The organism is Mesorhizobium sp. NPDC059025 (assembly GCF_042739655.1).
Taxonomy (GTDB): domain Bacteria; phylum Pseudomonadota; class Alphaproteobacteria; order Rhizobiales; family Rhizobiaceae; genus Mesorhizobium.
This window is the reverse complement of the sequence record NZ_JBHYIM010000007.1, coordinates 287,377-301,986: the sequence shown is the minus strand read 5'-3', so window position 1 is coordinate 301,986 and position 14,610 is coordinate 287,377. Positions and strand designations below refer to the sequence as shown.

The window sequence follows — 14,610 nt, the reverse complement described above, 5'->3', positions numbered from 1 at the left end:
ACCATGGCGCGGACCGCTGTTCCGGTCATGATCCTGCGAGGCGCCCCCTACGAGCGCGGCTTGCAGCATGGGAGCGCTTTCGAGCGCGAAATCGTCGCCGACCTCAATCGGCTTGCAAGGTCTGGTCCTGCGCGCAACCTTGTCAGGGCGCGACGCGCGGCGGAGGCGTCTTGGCGGATCCTGAATTCGGTTGCGCCTGCCATAGCCGCGGAGATCGAGGGAATCGCCGACGGCGCGCATTGCGCTGCCGAGGATGTCTTTCTCAACATCGGCTTCGAGTTTTTCGGAGAGCCGGCGCCAACCGGCTGCAGCGCGCTCGCCTTCAGGGGCGATCGCGGTGCGGTTGTCGGCCAGAACTGGGACGCGCCGCGCGGCGCGAAATCCGGGCTGGTGCTTTTCGTGCACACGGACCCGGACGGATTTCGGCTGGCGACGGTGGCTTCAAGGGGCACGCTGGGCTGGGTCGGCCAGAATGGCCACGGGCTCTGCTTGGTGACCAATGATCTGATGCTCGACACAGCGATGGCAGGCCTGCCCAGCCAGGTGGTGCGCCGCATGATCCTGTCCGAGCCAGACATACCGGGCGCGTTGCGGCTCATGCAGCGATTGCCGCACATGAGTGGACGCAGTTACCTGCTCGGCGACGCGTCCGGCCGGATCGCCGGGGTCGAGGTGTCACCGGCTGCCGGCGTCAATGACCTCGGTGGCGTCGAGTCACTGTTCCACACCAATCACGCGCTGCTCGGCCAGACGAAGACTGTCGAAAACCGCGCCCTGCTGCAGCAGATCTACCCATCAACTTATGGGAGATATGCCTCGCTTGCAGGTTCAGCCGGGTCCCTCAATTCCGTTGCCGACGCCATCGATGCCCTGCGCAACCGGGCGGGAGCTCCCAATGCCGTTGCGAAGAGCTATTCACGCGAGGAAGCAACCAAGACCGCGTGTTCCATCGTCTGCGATCCCACCGCCGGCGTGATGCATGTCTGTCTCGGCCTTCCCCGCGTCGGTGCGTTCGTTGCGCACAGCCTTGCGCCAAACGGCGCGGTCAGGCGGCAGTCAGATCAGATTTCGCCAGCTGTGCGTGCCGATATTCAGCAAACCTTGCCGCAAGTTCATTCGCGGTCTCCTCGCAGTCGTCTAGACGCACGGCTGGGCAGTCGAAGCCGATTTCTTCGCGGATGATCGCTGCCGAATCCGCCATGAAACGGATGGTGCCATCCGCGTCGACGGACTCGATGCCGTCGAATTTCTGGCAAGCGCGGTTGATGGCCACAGCCTGGTCGATCGACAATTCTTCCGGTAGGTCGATGGATATTCCATTTGGTGAGATCCTGACGGGATAACCACCGACGAGGCCCAGGGGACCTGGAGCGTGCACGACGCGGTCGACGCCGTCGGCCAGGGTCCGCAGCACGGCGGTCGCCGAAGAAGCGGTTACCGACTGCCCGGCCAGTCCCTTCACGCGGCGGAAGCGTCCGGCGACAGTGGCGAACACCGTGCCATGATCGATTGCATCGGCCGGCAGGGGCTCGCCGTCCAGATAGAAACTCAGGTGATATGGCGCACCATCCGTCCCGCCTATGCTTGGCATGCGGTAGCTCAGGAAATGATGGGCAAAGAAGCGAACAGTGATGCGCCTGACGTCGCAGCCGAGCAGATGCGCCGCCGCAAGCTGGATTCCCGGGACGGCGTTGGCAATGTTGCCGATGCCGATGAGGGGGGCGGCGTTTTCGGCCGCCAGCGCTGCGTTGGTGACGTCGGGATAGGACGCGTTGACGACTCTTGCTTGCACGCCGGCCAGGCGGACAGCCTGCATCAGGCGGCGCACCAGGACCAGATGCATGGCGGCCCAGACACCGCCACGCGCCTGGTCCAGGCGCTGGAAGGCGGCTTGCGGTAGCTGAGTGATCACCCACCATGAATGCAGCGTCGTTGCGTTGAAGATGATGTCCGGCTGAACTGCTGCGAGATAGGCGGCCGTGCCCTCGACATCCATCAGGTCGACGGCTGCGACCTGGATGCTGGCGTGGTGACCGAGATTGGCTGCCGTGTAGCGCGCCAGGTTCGCGCGCAGCGATACTTTTTGATGATCGCGGGCCGCTATGTGGATGTCGTAATCACGGCCGCTCTGGCTCAGAAAGTCAAGCACGCCGCCGCCAAGCACGCCACAGCCGAGTATCAAAATCCTGGTTGGATGGTCGCCCATTTCGAGAGCCATGTACGCCCGCCTCAGAGTTGGTGGTTGGTTCAACGCGAGGGATAATGGCAGTGCAATGTGACAGCTCCTTTTAAGGCGGTTGGTATCTGCCACCTTTGAGATCGATCCATCTCATAATCCGATGGCTGTCACTCATCTGAAAAATGCGTGTCATCAGAGCCGCATAACCTCGACGCTACCTGTCGGCACGTTTCCGTTGTGGGGGCAAGATGGAGCGCTGGGACTGATGCAAGCCGCCAATGTTGCACGCTATTTCCCATCGGACAGTGCTGTCCTGGAAATCGATCTGGAGGCGGTGCGAGCCAACTACAGGACGATGGCCGGTCTCCTCGGCCCCGATGTCATCGCCGCGGCGGTGGTCAAGAGCGATGCCTACGGACTTGGCCTGGAGCCGGTTGCCAGAACGTTGTGGGATGGGGGCTGCACATCCTTTTTTGTTGCCAATCTGGAAGAAGCCTTGAAGCTGCGCGCCGTCTGTCCCTTCGCAAGGATCGCGGTCTTCCATGACGACTATGACCGCTTCAGGCGAATTTACCGGATGGAAGACATCCTGCCGGTGATCAACACGCCGGAGGAGTTGGATTTCCATTTCCGGACAGCGGCGACCGATCCCTACCTGCTCAATGTCGACACGGGCTTCTCGCGCCTCGGCCTATCGTCTGCGGAGGTTTCGGATTTTTCCAGCAAGGGATGGTTTCTCGAGCACCCGCCACGCATCCTGATCAGTCATCTGGCCTGCAGCGACCATTCATCGGACACGATGAACGAAATGCAGAAGCAACGATTTGAAGCCTTCCGCGGATCTGTCCGCCCTGTGAGCAGCAGCCTGGTCGCATCCGCCGGTGCGTGGCTCGACACCTCGTTCCACTTCGAACTTGCCCGTATCGGGTCGGCGCTGTTCGGCATCAACAATGCCGGTGTCCGTCCCAATCCGCTTCGTCCCGTCCTTAGCTTGCGTGCCCGGGTCCTTGCCGTTCGCGAGGTTTTTGCACATGAAGCCGTCGGCTATGGAGCGACATTCCGCGCCCGTCGCAACAGCCGGATCGCCATCGTCGGCATCGGCTATGCCCAGGGTCTGCCTTGGGCCTGTGCTGGCAGGATCTCTGTCCGCTTCGGCGCGCATTCCGCTCCCGTGGTGGGACGCATCTCGATGGAATACGTTACGGTCGACGTGACGGACGTGCCGCCTGAGCTCTGTGCTCCCGGTGCCTGGGCGCAGTTTCTGCATGACGAATTTGACGTCGGCGACCTTGCCGCCGAGATCGGTGTCAATGCCCAGGAGATCGTTATGCGTCTGGGTTCAGGGTGTCTGAAGCGCCATCGGCAGGACGTCAGCGGGGAAGCCGAACTCATCGTATGGCGCCATCGGCCTCCGCCGGAAACGTCGGGACTCTACCATTCAACCGGCGACCCCGCAGTGCGCGGGGGCGTCTAGCCATGTTCTCCATCAGCGATCGAAATGCAGGTGTGGCCCTGGCCATGCTTGCGGCGGTGTTCTGGAGCACGGGAGGATTGTTCTCGCGCTTGATCGCCGTCGACAGCTGGACGCTGCTTTTCTGGCGCAGCACCTTCAGTGCCGTTTTTGTGCTGATGTTCCTGACGCTGGTGCTTCGAGGCACGCCGGGCAGCATCGTCGGCAGGCTCACGCCCGCGGCGTGGCTGGTTGCTGGCATGTCATCGACGGCAATGGTCGCCTTCATATTCGCGTTGCGGAACACGACGGTCGCCAATGTCGCGGTCATTCATGCCGGCGCGCCGCTGATCGTCGCAGCCCTTTCATGGGCATTGCTCGGACACAGGCCGCCGTCGGTCGCGCTGCTCGCCGGGGTTGCCGCCGTTGCGGGCGCCGTCTTGACGGTGGGGGCTTCCGCTCTGTCGGGAGGCGGTTTTACCGGCGACCTCCTCGCGTTGGCCATGACCCTTCTGATGGCTCTCATGGCGATAGCCATGAGGCAGAACGACCGGTTCCCGGTGGCCGAGACCTTGCTTCTTTCCAACATCCTGTGCGCGGTGGCCGTGTTGCCGTTTTCAGATCCCCTCACCGTCGCTGCGAAGGACCTGGGCTGGCTTGCTTCATTCGGCCTCGTGCAGATGACACTCGGCTTCCTCACCTTCGGTCTAAGCCTGCGCTATCTGCCCGCGCGCGATGCCGCGCTCATCGGCGCGGTGGAGACCCCGATCGCACCGATCTGGGTCTGGCTCGCTTTCCATGAGGTGCCGGCACGGTCCACCATCATCGGCGGATCGATCATATTCGTCTCGGTTCTGGCTTTCCTGCTCTGCGTCGATCGAAAGCCCGCGAGTTCCTATCTCTCCAATTGAAGACGTTGGCGTTCTTGCTGTACGCGCATTGCGTGGGCCACGATGGCAAATTCCGGGTGGCCGGCGACTCCCCCAAATCAGCCATGCCTGAGTCCGCTATCGTCTTTGCGGAAAGATGGTCCGGGTTTCCGTTTGATGGTCTCAGGCGGCTTCGTCCCTCGGCGCAGACAGCTGTAGCGGCCGCCACCTGAAGGTGGCGAAGTTGCCTTGTTCAGGCCCCCCGGTGGCACGGTGTGGCCGGCTCTCCCTTCTAGCCCCGCCGCGGCAGCCCGCAACCCTTCGCCTGCCGCTACGGGTCCTCCACTTCGTTGCGGTCCTTCGGATGCCGGCCGCCTCTGACGGCGGGTCCTTCCGGTCGTTTTCGCCGCCCACCCCGCTTCCGGGGAGGGCGCAGCGAGATTGCGAGCGGAGATCAGATCATGCGCGGAACCGGCAAGCGTTCAGCCCGAGGCGAGGGCGGTGCAAGAGGCGACCGGCGGGCGAGAGCCAGCCTTTATTCGGAAATCACGGACCGCATCATTGCCGATCTCGAACGCGGCTGCGTGCCTTGGGTGAAACCTTGGGGCAGGGCAAAGGCAGCCATCGGCCTGCCGAAGAATGCCGACACCGGGCGCGTTTATTCCGGGATCAACATCCTGATCCTGTGGAGCGCGGTCACTGAGCACGCGTATCCCAGCCAGAACTGGCTGACCTTCCGGCAGGCGTTGGCGCTTGGCGGCTCGGTCAGGAAGGGCGAGCAAGGCACCACCATCGTGCGCGCGGATCGTTTCATTTCGAAGGACGAGAAGGAGCGCGCCAAGGCCGAGGGCACAGAGCCACAGGCAATCCCCTATCTGAAGCGGTTCACCGTCTTCAATGTGGCGCAGTGCGACGGCTTGCCGGGCCACATTTGCAGCGACGCCCAGCCGTTGCCCGAGCGTGAAATTGTGCCGCATGCCGAAGCCCTGCTCCGGGCGTCCGGCGCGGATATCCGCATTGGCGGGGATAGCGCCTTCTACATGCCCGCCAGCGACTACATTCAGGTGCCGCCGCAGCCTGCCTTTTTCGAACAGATAAACTACTACCGAACCTGCTTTCATGAACTCGCACACTGGACCGGGCATGCAACGCGTCTTGCCCGTGATCTCAGCGGGGCGTTCGGCTCCAAAACCTATGCCCGCGAAGAACTGACCGCCGAGATCGCTGCGGCCTTTGCCTGCTCGGCGCTCGGCGTCGTGCCTACGGTGCGCCATGCCGATTACATCGGCTCATGGCTCTCGGTACTGCGCGAGGACGACCGCGCGATTTTTCGCTCGGCCAGCCTCGCCTCGAAAGCCGCCGATTTCCTGCTCGCCTTCAAGGATGGCGCGGCCAGCGATGCCCGCGCGGGCATCGCTGGCTAGCGCGGAACCGCACACTCGACAGACACCAAGGGAGCTTCCCATGATCCTGATCACTGACGAACTGCGTGCGCGGCTGCTCGCCAATGGCGCAGCCGGAACCGAAACCAACCATGTCCCGGTGGTGAAACTCTTCAATCCGGTCGGGGCCGCGACTTGGCTTTTGACCGAACTCGATGCGGACGGTGACACGCTGTTCGGGCTTTGCGATCTCGGTTTCGGCTTTCCCGAGCTCGGCAGCGTCAGCCTTGCCGAACTCGAAACTGTGAAGGGTCCGCTTGGTCTCGGCATCGAGCGCGATCTTTGCTTCGCGCCGCACTTTCCATTGTCTGTCTATGCCGAGGCCGCGCGCATCGCCGGCCATATCACCGAGGCCGAGCGGAAGCGAAGTCGTGGCACTTATGCAGGAGCGCTTTTCGTGGAACGCCTATCTTGTCAGTCAGGAGAATCTGGCACCTCGTTACGCGGACTGGGTCAATCGCGGAAGGCGCCCACCGACTCATGCCGACTTCGCAGCCTATCTGGATTTTGTCTTCAAACGCACAAGGTCAGAGCCGGCAATTGGTCGTGTGACGAAGCTCATCCGTGACGGTGCGACATGGAAGCTCCGACAGATCGATGCCGCGACCAAGAACGAGCTCGAGATCGCCGATTTTCATGGTGTCGTTTTCACGGGGCCGGGACCGGCGTCGAAAAAACCGCGGCAGGTCAGAGATTCGCGCGTACTGTCAGGGGTCGATTTCTGGAGCCACCTCGCCCGCGTGCGCAAGGTGATCCAGGGGTTGAAAGACAATCCGGTCGTCATCATAGGGGGCGGGGGCACCGCCGCTGCGATCACCGCCTGGTTCATTCGCCAAGGTCTTCATGATCAACCGATCGTGCTCCTGAACAATCAGGCTATGCTGTTCACACGCACCACGAATTTCTTCGAAAACACCCTGTTCGACGACGAGGAAACCTGGCTGGCTTTGAAGCCCAATGACCGACGGGATTTCACCCGGCGACTGAACCGAGGCGTTGTGTGGGAGACGGTGACGCAATTGCTGAGCGATGCGAGAAACCTCACGCTCGTGCCGGGCGTCGCCAGAGATATTCGGCACGCAACCACACCCGAACGGGGACTGAAGGATCTCGAAGTTGAATATAACAACCAAAAGGGAACATTTGTAATAACTGCTGGCCTCGTAGTGGATGCAACCGGGTTCGACCCTTGGGCATTCGAGGCGATGCTGCCGGAGGAGTTGCGTGGCGAGGTCGTGCCGGTAAACAGAGAGGCGTTGGTGGGTGGTATGCGCGCAGACCTGTCACTGCCGCTCGACGGCTGGCCGAGGATCCATGTGCCGAACCTGGCGGATGAGCTCGGTCCGGGTTTCGGTTCGCTGATGGTGCTTGGCGCGACAGCAGATCGGATTTTGCAACCCTATTGTGATGCGGCGTAGGCTTGAAATATCGCGCAGCACCTGTACATATGTATACATGAAGGAGGCTACGATGGCAGATACCACCGAAAATATGGTGCTTCGGACGATTTATCTTCCGAAGGACCTCGATCAGGCGCTCAAGTCGGCTGCGCTCCGTGGTGCTCGCAGCAAGGGTGAGCTCATTCGCGACCTCATTCTGACTGGCCTCAACGAGAAGCGGAAGGATCCGCTAAGCTATTTTGTTGAAGTGAAGAGCGAAAAGAAGGGCGTCCAGCCAGTCTCACCCAAGGCCACTGTTGTAGGAAAGGCGAAAGTGTCAGCAAAGCCGGCAAGCAAAAAGGCTTCGGCAGCAGCCTAGGGCCGATTCGAGCTGGCGGGCGGCGGGCATCCAGCCACCTATTGAGGCAGTGTAAAACATAGGCAGGGCGCAGGTCTATGCGCTGCTTCGACTGCTTTCGGCGGTGCGGCAAGTCGTGGCGATGGGGAAGCTTCGTTCGTACTCAAGATCTTCGTGGCAATGAAGTGCCGCATTGGCCCTAACCAGGGCTACGAGTTCATAAGCTCTGTGCCGTACACATGCGAAAGGAGTTCAAGGCGGAATTCACTGCTGGATCAAAAGTGGTGTGTGCAGGCTATCCCGCGTCTCTTGCCTAACAGTTGGCGGGCCGATTTTAGGATAGATCGTTTCCTTAAAATGCACTCCGCCAGGACCCGTTAGTCCCGCACTTTCCCTCAACTTCCACAATCGTTCGGGCTCCAGTGAGGAATCTCCCGTAAAAACGAATTCATCAAGACCTTCCGCGACGAGCTTTTCCTTGCACCGTTTTACCATGGAACTCCAGTAGATTACCCCAGCCCGCGGACCCTTCTTGTATTCGTACGTCTCCTTGCACTGGTCGCGGTCGACGAAACCGATGACCCAATCCTTCTCCCTATTGTATTCGATCTCGATGAAGGTAGCGTCGGGCCAAGTCGCGCGTACGAGGTTTTTGAGATCATTATAGGAGTATGTGTAAACATTGTTCCAGACGTTCTTAACTGAAGTCAGCTCTCCATTTTGATTATGGAGGTATTCTATTTGCAGGCCGTCTGGTGTTCGGATCCGCACCACCTTGCGTGCCGAGTTTGTTGAGAACCGATAGACACGGCCCTCCCAGTCGAAGACTTCGGCTATCATGCCGTAGCGTCGGACAATGCGCACTGTGCCAAATCCAGGCGTTTCGATCGCTGAAAGTTGGCCCATCCGATCAAAGTGGAACGTTTTCTTGCCGTCGGCGCTTCGATATAAAAACTGCTGATTTTCAATCTCCAGGGTACTGCCGTCTTCGGCAGTCTGCACACGACCTCGAGCTTCGCCTAATTGACGCGGCGCGAACTCTACGCTCAATCCAGCTCCGCAGAATGACAGTTGGTATGAACCTTGATCATTCAGATAGACCGAGGTCTCAAAATCCGAGCACCAGCCAAATCCGAACATGCCGTCGAAAAGTGACCGGCTGTTGTATGTGCGTACGACATCCACCCCCAGCTTTTCCGTCACATCGGTCCAAGACTCATAATAATTAGCGTTTCTCGTATCCACCATGGCATTCCCGGCTTTCGGCGGGGAGAAGATGAGCGCTACGGCAACCAACACTATTCTTACGACCGAGGCGAATGCGTTGCGCACAATCATTGTGTCTCCAACGTTTTGCTAAGTGTCTCGACGAAGGTCGTCGCTTCGGGTTGTAGCAGGAGATCCTCAAACAGCGGCTCGGACGCCAGGGGCTCCAGTGTCTTCTGCAAGGCCTTCAGAACTTCCAACGTTCTATCGCGAACGTCGCGATCCGTTTTGCCGTCAACAATCGGGCTCAGGACAGCATTGGTCGGTCCGCCTGAGAGCTCAAACTTGAGTTTGTTCTCACCGATCGTAACCAGGATATCCCTGCTGATAGGCTTTTCTTTGAGTACCTCCACACGGAGTGTGCCAACATCGGTGACGATATTTGTTGGGAAGCGTTCTCTGTCATAATTCATCGTAGCGACAGTCTTTCCGTCGCGGACGAGACGGGCCGAGCGTTGGCTTTCGTCTCGGATGACTGAATAAACAATGGCGTTGCCCGGCGCTGGCAGGAAACGGGCGCTGGCGACGCGGCCCACATGATCATATTCAATATCGATTTGCTTATCTTGCGAGAACGCTCGGGTAATCCTTCCCATTTCGCCGCGCATGCGATGGATTGTTGCCTGCGGATTGGGTTGGCTCGAAAGCAGGCGCTGGCGTAAATCGCGCTGCGGTCCATCGTAGGTGAGTGGGAGGCTGGTGGGAGGGCGATTGCTCAGCCCGGCCAGCGCTCCCCAGCGCTGCACGACTTCTTTCGGGGCGCTCCGGCGCTCCAGGATGTAGGCTATTCGCATCGCGGCGGCGTATACGCCCCCCTGCAGCGCACGGACAGACAGCAACGTTGCATCAGCCTCACCAGCATCCCCATTCTCCAAAAGCGCGCGCTCCGCCAGGCGGTTGAAGGCTTCTGGCTGTCCTTCGCGAGCGGCCATGCGTAGAAGCTGCAGGCTCGTGCGACGCTTCTCGTCGCGTTTTGCATTACTGTCGGCGGAAGTGTCACCGGCAAGGGCCTGCTCTTCCCGTTCAAGCCGTTGGGCCACCACCATTGCGGCTTTGGGCTCGTAAGGTGAAGCGAAATCCCACAGGGCGCTGGCCTCACCTTCGAAAGAGGGTTTTGCCAAGTTAGTGTCGAGCAGTTCGGCGAGATCGGCTGCCGCAAACGGATTGCCGCTTTTGGCGGCAAGGCGATAAAGGTTCTCCTCTGTTTCCTCCTTGCCCCGTGACAAACCCGAATGGCTGGCCAACCACACAGCCAGATTGCGCGGCGCTCGCAGATTGTCTCCCAACTTCATTGCCTCGCGGTAGTTGTCAGCTATCTGTTGTGGAGGCGCTGACCACTTTTCGAGATAGATCGTATAGGCGTTGAGTGCGTACCCCGAACCGAGTTCGATTGCGCGTCGGTATAGCGAAACTGCGCGTTGCGGTTCCGTATCTTCGATTGTTATCGCCAACCGATACATTGCGAATGTGTCGCCTTTGGCCGCAGCCGTTTCATACGCGTTCCGCGCTTCGTCTGCGTTTGCGGGCCTTCCGTCGAGGCCAAATTCGCGTTCATAACCAAGGCGTGCTTCCGGGATCGTGCCCTCAGGCAATTTCGATATCAATGGAGAGAAAGCTGGGGCCGTGTCGATACTCTTGATTGCATCCGAGCTGTTCAACAGGCCGGTGATGATTGTCCTGGCAGTTTCGTTGGACTGGCCGCTCGATATACTCTCTGCGATCGTCGGTTCGAGAGTGGCACAACGGTTCAGCGCTTCGCCCGCTTCAAAGATGGTTCCGTCATTCAACCACCGAAGGCGATGGCAGGCTGTAAGGAGTTCCACGGGCCATCGTGAGCCGCGAAACACCGGTGGTGTTGAACCTCTGGCCACGATACCGATCCATGGAACATCTCCCGAGAGCGCCGGCAGCCACTCGTCCACATCGGCGCAATATTGTTGGCGGGAGTTTGAGCGCTGTTCTTTACATTCAGCACGGTCGATCGATGGATATGCTATGTTGTAGCTGAGCCATACATCACGCCACTCCTTTTCAGTTGAAAGGGATGCGATATCGAAATTTGGATTATAGCGGATGCGTGGGCGCTCGCCAATTTGGCGGGCGACGCTGGTCTGTTCGGAAACGAGTTCCAGCCGTTGGCTACCCCGAAGGATTTGCCCAAACTCCGTGGTGGCGACAATGCCGCCCCGATCGTCGGAAGCGATGTCGGCTATTGTGATGCCGAAAGCAGTAGACACCTTCTCCGGCAGATCGTCTTGAATGCGCCATACCTGACCAGCCGATAGCGCAAAAACGCTGCCGGCCGAGCCGACGATCTTAAGATCTTTGCTCGTCGAGAAAGGGAAACGGCTTGCGTCGATTGCGTCAACCGACATGAGCTGACCATCAACGGCTAGCCAACGCTCCAACCGATCGGAGCTAATTAGTATTACTGTTTTCTTGATCCGATCGATGCCTATCGCAATCGGTTTTGTCGATAGCAGCGTCGAGACTGAAGTGCCTTTCAAAGGGTTCGAAATGACAAGGGTCGTCCCCAGTTCATGGGCTTGGGTGGTGACCACGAACTCGATATCTCCCACGGCCAGCCCGATAGGCCCAGCAGACAAATCGGAACGGGATTTGACGTCAGCGATCGTGGAGAGAAGCGACTTGATCTGACCATTGATCTCCCCGCTCATTTCAATCGCGCTCGCGGTACTGAGAATTACCGCCGACAACGCTTGGCTCAGCTTCACGTCGTCGAGAGAGTTTACCTTAGCGAGTTCCGCCACCTTCTCTGTTGCGGCTGCGGAGATACCAATGCTCCGTTCCAGGTTCCTATCAGACGCTTGCCGCTCGGCGAGCTCAGTGCGATCGCGCTCGGCCAAAGCTCGGTCGCGCTCGGTTGTGGCAATCTGGGCTTGCCTTGTTGCTTCCCGGGATTGGCCAAGTGCGTAGATCAAGACGCCGACCGCAACGGTGGCGAGCAGACTGGCTGCGATGGCACCGATCAACGTTCTGCGAGCTACCTGCTTCTGGCGTTCAGCGGCTAACTTTTGAGCCTGTGCGAGCTGTCGCGCTTCTTCCAGTTCACGATGGCGACGGATATTGTCTGCGGTGCGAGCGGTAGCGAGATAATCCTCGACCAAGGCGCCTGAGAATCCGACGAACCGCGCTTCGCGCACGAAGCGATCGGCATCTTCCAGCCGACCCGCCTGATGAACCAGCCATTCTCCCTTGCGCCCGTTGGTGTCCCAGTCCCGCGCGGCACGTGCGACGCCTTCAAGAACGACAAGGGCGGCAAAATCCTCCTCCAACCAACTCCGCAGCAGGTCCCATTGCCGCAGCAGCGCTTCATGAGCGGGCTCGATCGTAATATCACCTTGCCGAACCAGCTTGGAGATACCCGAGTCGTCGGCTGAAGATACAAAGGCCTGTTCAGTCGATAGCAGCCGCTCCGTGACCAAGTGGCGGATAAGCGGGCGCGCGTCCTCCGGAATCTCTGACAAGCGTGCCACTCGTCGACGCGGCGAGCCGGTGTCAGGGTCAATGCCGGCCAGCCAGGGGATCAACGCACGTCGGAGCAGTGCAAGTTTGGCGGTGCGGTCCTGCGGTATAGTCCGGTCGCCGTCGGAGGCATTAAGCGCGCGTTCTACCGCAGCCTCCACCGAACCACGGATGCCGCCCAGATCACGGTACTCGACAAGCCGGAGATCGCCGTCGCCGCCATGTTCGAGGTAGAGTCTTTCCAGTGTAAAGGCGAGCAACGGCAGTGCATCCTTGCCTCCACCCGCTTCTACGTCGGTTAGGAGTGCTGCCGTCAGAGCAGGTTCGATTTTCAGTGCTCGCTTGGTGTCCTTGAGTCGCGCAGCAGGACCCTCGATGATTGTCTGATAAGCTCCCTGCGGCAATGGAGGAAGCGACATCGCAGTTTGGCGCAGTCCCTCAAGAGCTGGAGCAAGTTGCAGCTGTTCATAGGAGTCGGAACGGATAGTCACAACCAGGATGACGCGGGGTGCCGACAACGCGACCGTAGAGGCAAGGAGTGCAAGAAGTGCATCGGCTTCGGCACGCCCCTCAGTCAGAAAGAGCTCCTCGCCTTGATCGATGGCAATCACAACGGCAGGGGGCGGTGGTCGCTGTCCGTTGTCAAGTTTAAGGCGTGATGCCTCTGCAAGTTCGGTAAGCAGCTTCGCGAATGCCGCCGGATTTCCGGTCGTCGCCGCTCTTGCCTTCGCACGGCTCAATTTCACGTCAGCGGAAAGGAAGGCGTCTTCGAGCGCCGCGAGCAGACCGGTTTCCCCTGTTATCGCAGCCTGGCCCGGTCGCACCACAGGCAGCGGCACGAAACTGCGGTCATCGCGGGCCAGCCGCGGTAAGATGCCGGCACGCAAGAAGGAAGATTTGCCGGCTCCCGATGCGCCAAGGATGGTCAGGAAGCGCGGTGCTGCTCCATCGGCAAGGCCACGCAGGCGGTCGAGAGCCTCGATGATAGGCGCTTCGCGACCAAAGAAGATGCCGGCGTCCTCAGCCTCCATTGGTCTCATGCCGCGCCATGGTGGTCGATTGTCGTCACCCTTGGGCGGCCAGGGAAAAAACTTGGCGTCAAGACCGGCCTTCACCAGCCCGTTTCTTAAAGAGGTAAGCCCGGCCTTCGAAAAGGTGACATGCCCCTCACGACCGTCTGGCAAGACAGCGCGAAACATCCTGTGGTCGGTGCCTCTGGCAAGCCGCACCACCTGCCAACTGGCAGTCAGATCGGGAGGTAGATCGGCTGTCGGGATATCCTCGATAAGCACTCCGAACATTCGCTTGTTCAACCTGAGGGCTAAATTGAACTCCTTCAGGCACCAGCGCGATGCAAGCCAGGCTCTCGACACCAGGAACAATACGGTCTCGCAGCGGTTGGCTGCTTGGTTCAGCGCACGTTCCCATCGCTCGCCGGCAACAATGCCGCGCTGAGGATCGAGATCGAGAAACAGATCGTCCCAGCCTTCGGCGACCAGAAAGTCGCGAAGTGCGGTGGCGGCAAAATTGTCCGCGCTCGAATGACTAAGGAAAATCCGTGCCAAGCCCCACACGCCCTGCGTCATCTATAACGGCCACAGTATTTGCGAAAACTTTTTCAAGCAATGGGGGACGTAGCAATCTCAAACACTATCGTCGGTAAGCTTTTTCAAGAAACCACCGAGCTGTCCTATGGTGTTGACACTTGGCACAATTTCGATAGGGGGTCATCCGTGGCGGCCTGGCAGTGCGGGGGGCGGACCATCCGGGTTGAGAGTTGAAATGCTCTGGATGTCGAAGCCTGACTGGGCCGCGAGTTCGGCGAATTCATACGTTGTGTCGGCCGGTTCACGAACAACACCATCCCAGGCGATCACAGCGAGGCATCGTCGCCCGATTTTCCCGTGGGCAAATGCGCGAGCTTCGTCGACGAGCGCGCGGTTTGCATTCCTATACGCAGCTTTTCTATCGCCAAAGCTGCGGAGGACGACGAGATCATCCCGCATGCTGGCTGTTGCAATCATCTTATCGAACAACTCGCCCCAAAATTCAGGCAGTGGCCTATCGACAACTGAGGTGTTGCGAAAAATTTCAGGAGCAAAAGGCAAAACCACACGTATTCTGATGCCCAGAAGATCGGCGGCTTGAAGCATGAGCAAGTCCCCGCCGCAGGCGCCTGAT

General features: G+C 59.7%; 9 protein-coding genes and 2 pseudogenes. 7 read left to right on the top strand and 4 right to left on the bottom strand.

All coding sequences use genetic code 11. The features are described from left to right. Positions 1-3: 3 nt before the first annotated feature. Positions 4-990: pseudogene (locus ACFWYE_RS19025) on the top strand (C45 family autoproteolytic acyltransferase/hydolase); the annotation flags it as partial. 55 nt (positions 991-1,045) lie between these two features. On the opposite strand, the gene ACFWYE_RS19020 reads toward ACFWYE_RS19025, so the two are convergent. Further along, positions 1,046-2,218, bottom strand: coding sequence for a hypothetical protein (locus tag ACFWYE_RS19020; RefSeq protein ID WP_379113483.1), 1,173 nt, complete (start codon positions 2,216-2,218; stop codon positions 1,046-1,048). A 226-nt stretch (positions 2,219-2,444) separates the two neighbouring features. Here ACFWYE_RS19020 and alr point away from each other — a divergent pair, with 226 nt between their 5' ends. The 6 genes and pseudogenes from alr to ACFWYE_RS18990 all read left to right on the top strand — a co-directional run bounded on the left by alr (position 2,445) and on the right by ACFWYE_RS18990 (position 7,698). Beyond that, entirely contained in the window at positions 2,445-3,653 is a 1,209-nt protein-coding gene (gene alr, locus ACFWYE_RS19015; protein WP_379113481.1) for an alanine racemase, read from the top strand. 2 nt (positions 3,654-3,655) lie between these two features. Then, positions 3,656-4,540 carry a DMT family transporter gene (locus ACFWYE_RS19010; RefSeq protein WP_379113479.1) on the top strand — a complete coding sequence of 295 codons (885 nt, stop codon included), beginning with the start codon at positions 3,656-3,658 and terminating at the stop codon, positions 4,538-4,540. A gap of 419 nt (positions 4,541-4,959) precedes the next feature. Continuing rightward, on the top strand, positions 4,960-5,922 hold the full coding sequence (locus ACFWYE_RS19005; RefSeq protein WP_379113477.1) for an ArdC family protein: 963 nt from the start codon (positions 4,960-4,962) through the stop codon (positions 5,920-5,922). A 40-nt stretch (positions 5,923-5,962) separates the two neighbouring features. After that, positions 5,963-6,301: pseudogene (locus ACFWYE_RS19000) on the top strand (DUF2958 domain-containing protein); the annotation flags it as partial. Positions 6,302-6,320: 19 nt separating this feature from the next. After that, positions 6,321-7,358, top strand: coding sequence for a SidA/IucD/PvdA family monooxygenase (locus tag ACFWYE_RS18995; protein WP_379113609.1), 1,038 nt, complete (start codon positions 6,321-6,323; stop codon positions 7,356-7,358). Positions 7,359-7,410: 52 nt separating this feature from the next. Beyond that, positions 7,411-7,698 (top strand): CopG family transcriptional regulator, encoded by a 288-nt coding sequence (locus tag ACFWYE_RS18990; RefSeq protein WP_379113475.1) that lies wholly within the window; start codon positions 7,411-7,413, stop codon positions 7,696-7,698. Between the two features lie 243 nt (positions 7,699-7,941). Here the strand turns inward: ACFWYE_RS18990 and ACFWYE_RS18985 are convergent, their stop codons facing one another. The 3 genes from ACFWYE_RS18985 to ACFWYE_RS18975 all read right to left on the bottom strand — a co-directional run bounded on the left by ACFWYE_RS18985 (position 7,942) and on the right by ACFWYE_RS18975 (position 14,582). Then, positions 7,942-9,015, bottom strand: coding sequence for a DUF6531 domain-containing protein (locus ACFWYE_RS18985; RefSeq protein WP_379113473.1), 1,074 nt, complete (start codon positions 9,013-9,015; stop codon positions 7,942-7,944). Further along, positions 9,012-13,994 (bottom strand): TIR domain-containing protein, encoded by a 4,983-nt coding sequence (locus ACFWYE_RS18980; RefSeq protein ID WP_379113472.1) that lies wholly within the window; start codon positions 13,992-13,994, stop codon positions 9,012-9,014. Before ACFWYE_RS18980 ends, ACFWYE_RS18985 begins: the two co-directional genes overlap by 4 nt. Positions 13,995-14,156: 162 nt before the next feature. Then, the gene (locus ACFWYE_RS18975; protein WP_379113470.1) at positions 14,157-14,582 is read right to left on the bottom strand and encodes a hypothetical protein; all 426 of its coding nucleotides are present in this window, start codon (positions 14,580-14,582) and stop codon (positions 14,157-14,159) included. Positions 14,583-14,610: the final 28 nt, after the last annotated feature.

Coding starts and splice junctions, on each gene's coding strand:
- ACFWYE_RS19020 (WP_379113483.1), bottom strand. CDS start 2,218: ATGGCTCTCGAAATGGGCGACCATCCAACCAGGATTTTGATACTCGGC.
- alr (WP_379113481.1), top strand. CDS start 2,445: ATGCAAGCCGCCAATGTTGCACGCTATTTCCCATCGGACAGTGCTGTC.
- ACFWYE_RS19010 (WP_379113479.1), top strand. CDS start 3,656: ATGTTCTCCATCAGCGATCGAAATGCAGGTGTGGCCCTGGCCATGCTT.
- ACFWYE_RS19005 (WP_379113477.1), top strand. CDS start 4,960: ATGCGCGGAACCGGCAAGCGTTCAGCCCGAGGCGAGGGCGGTGCAAGA.
- ACFWYE_RS18995 (WP_379113609.1), top strand. CDS start 6,321: ATGCAGGAGCGCTTTTCGTGGAACGCCTATCTTGTCAGTCAGGAGAAT.
- ACFWYE_RS18990 (WP_379113475.1), top strand. CDS start 7,411: ATGGCAGATACCACCGAAAATATGGTGCTTCGGACGATTTATCTTCCG.
- ACFWYE_RS18985 (WP_379113473.1), bottom strand. CDS start 9,015: ATGATTGTGCGCAACGCATTCGCCTCGGTCGTAAGAATAGTGTTGGTT.
- ACFWYE_RS18975 (WP_379113470.1), bottom strand. CDS start 14,582: ATGCTTCAAGCCGCCGATCTTCTGGGCATCAGAATACGTGTGGTTTTG.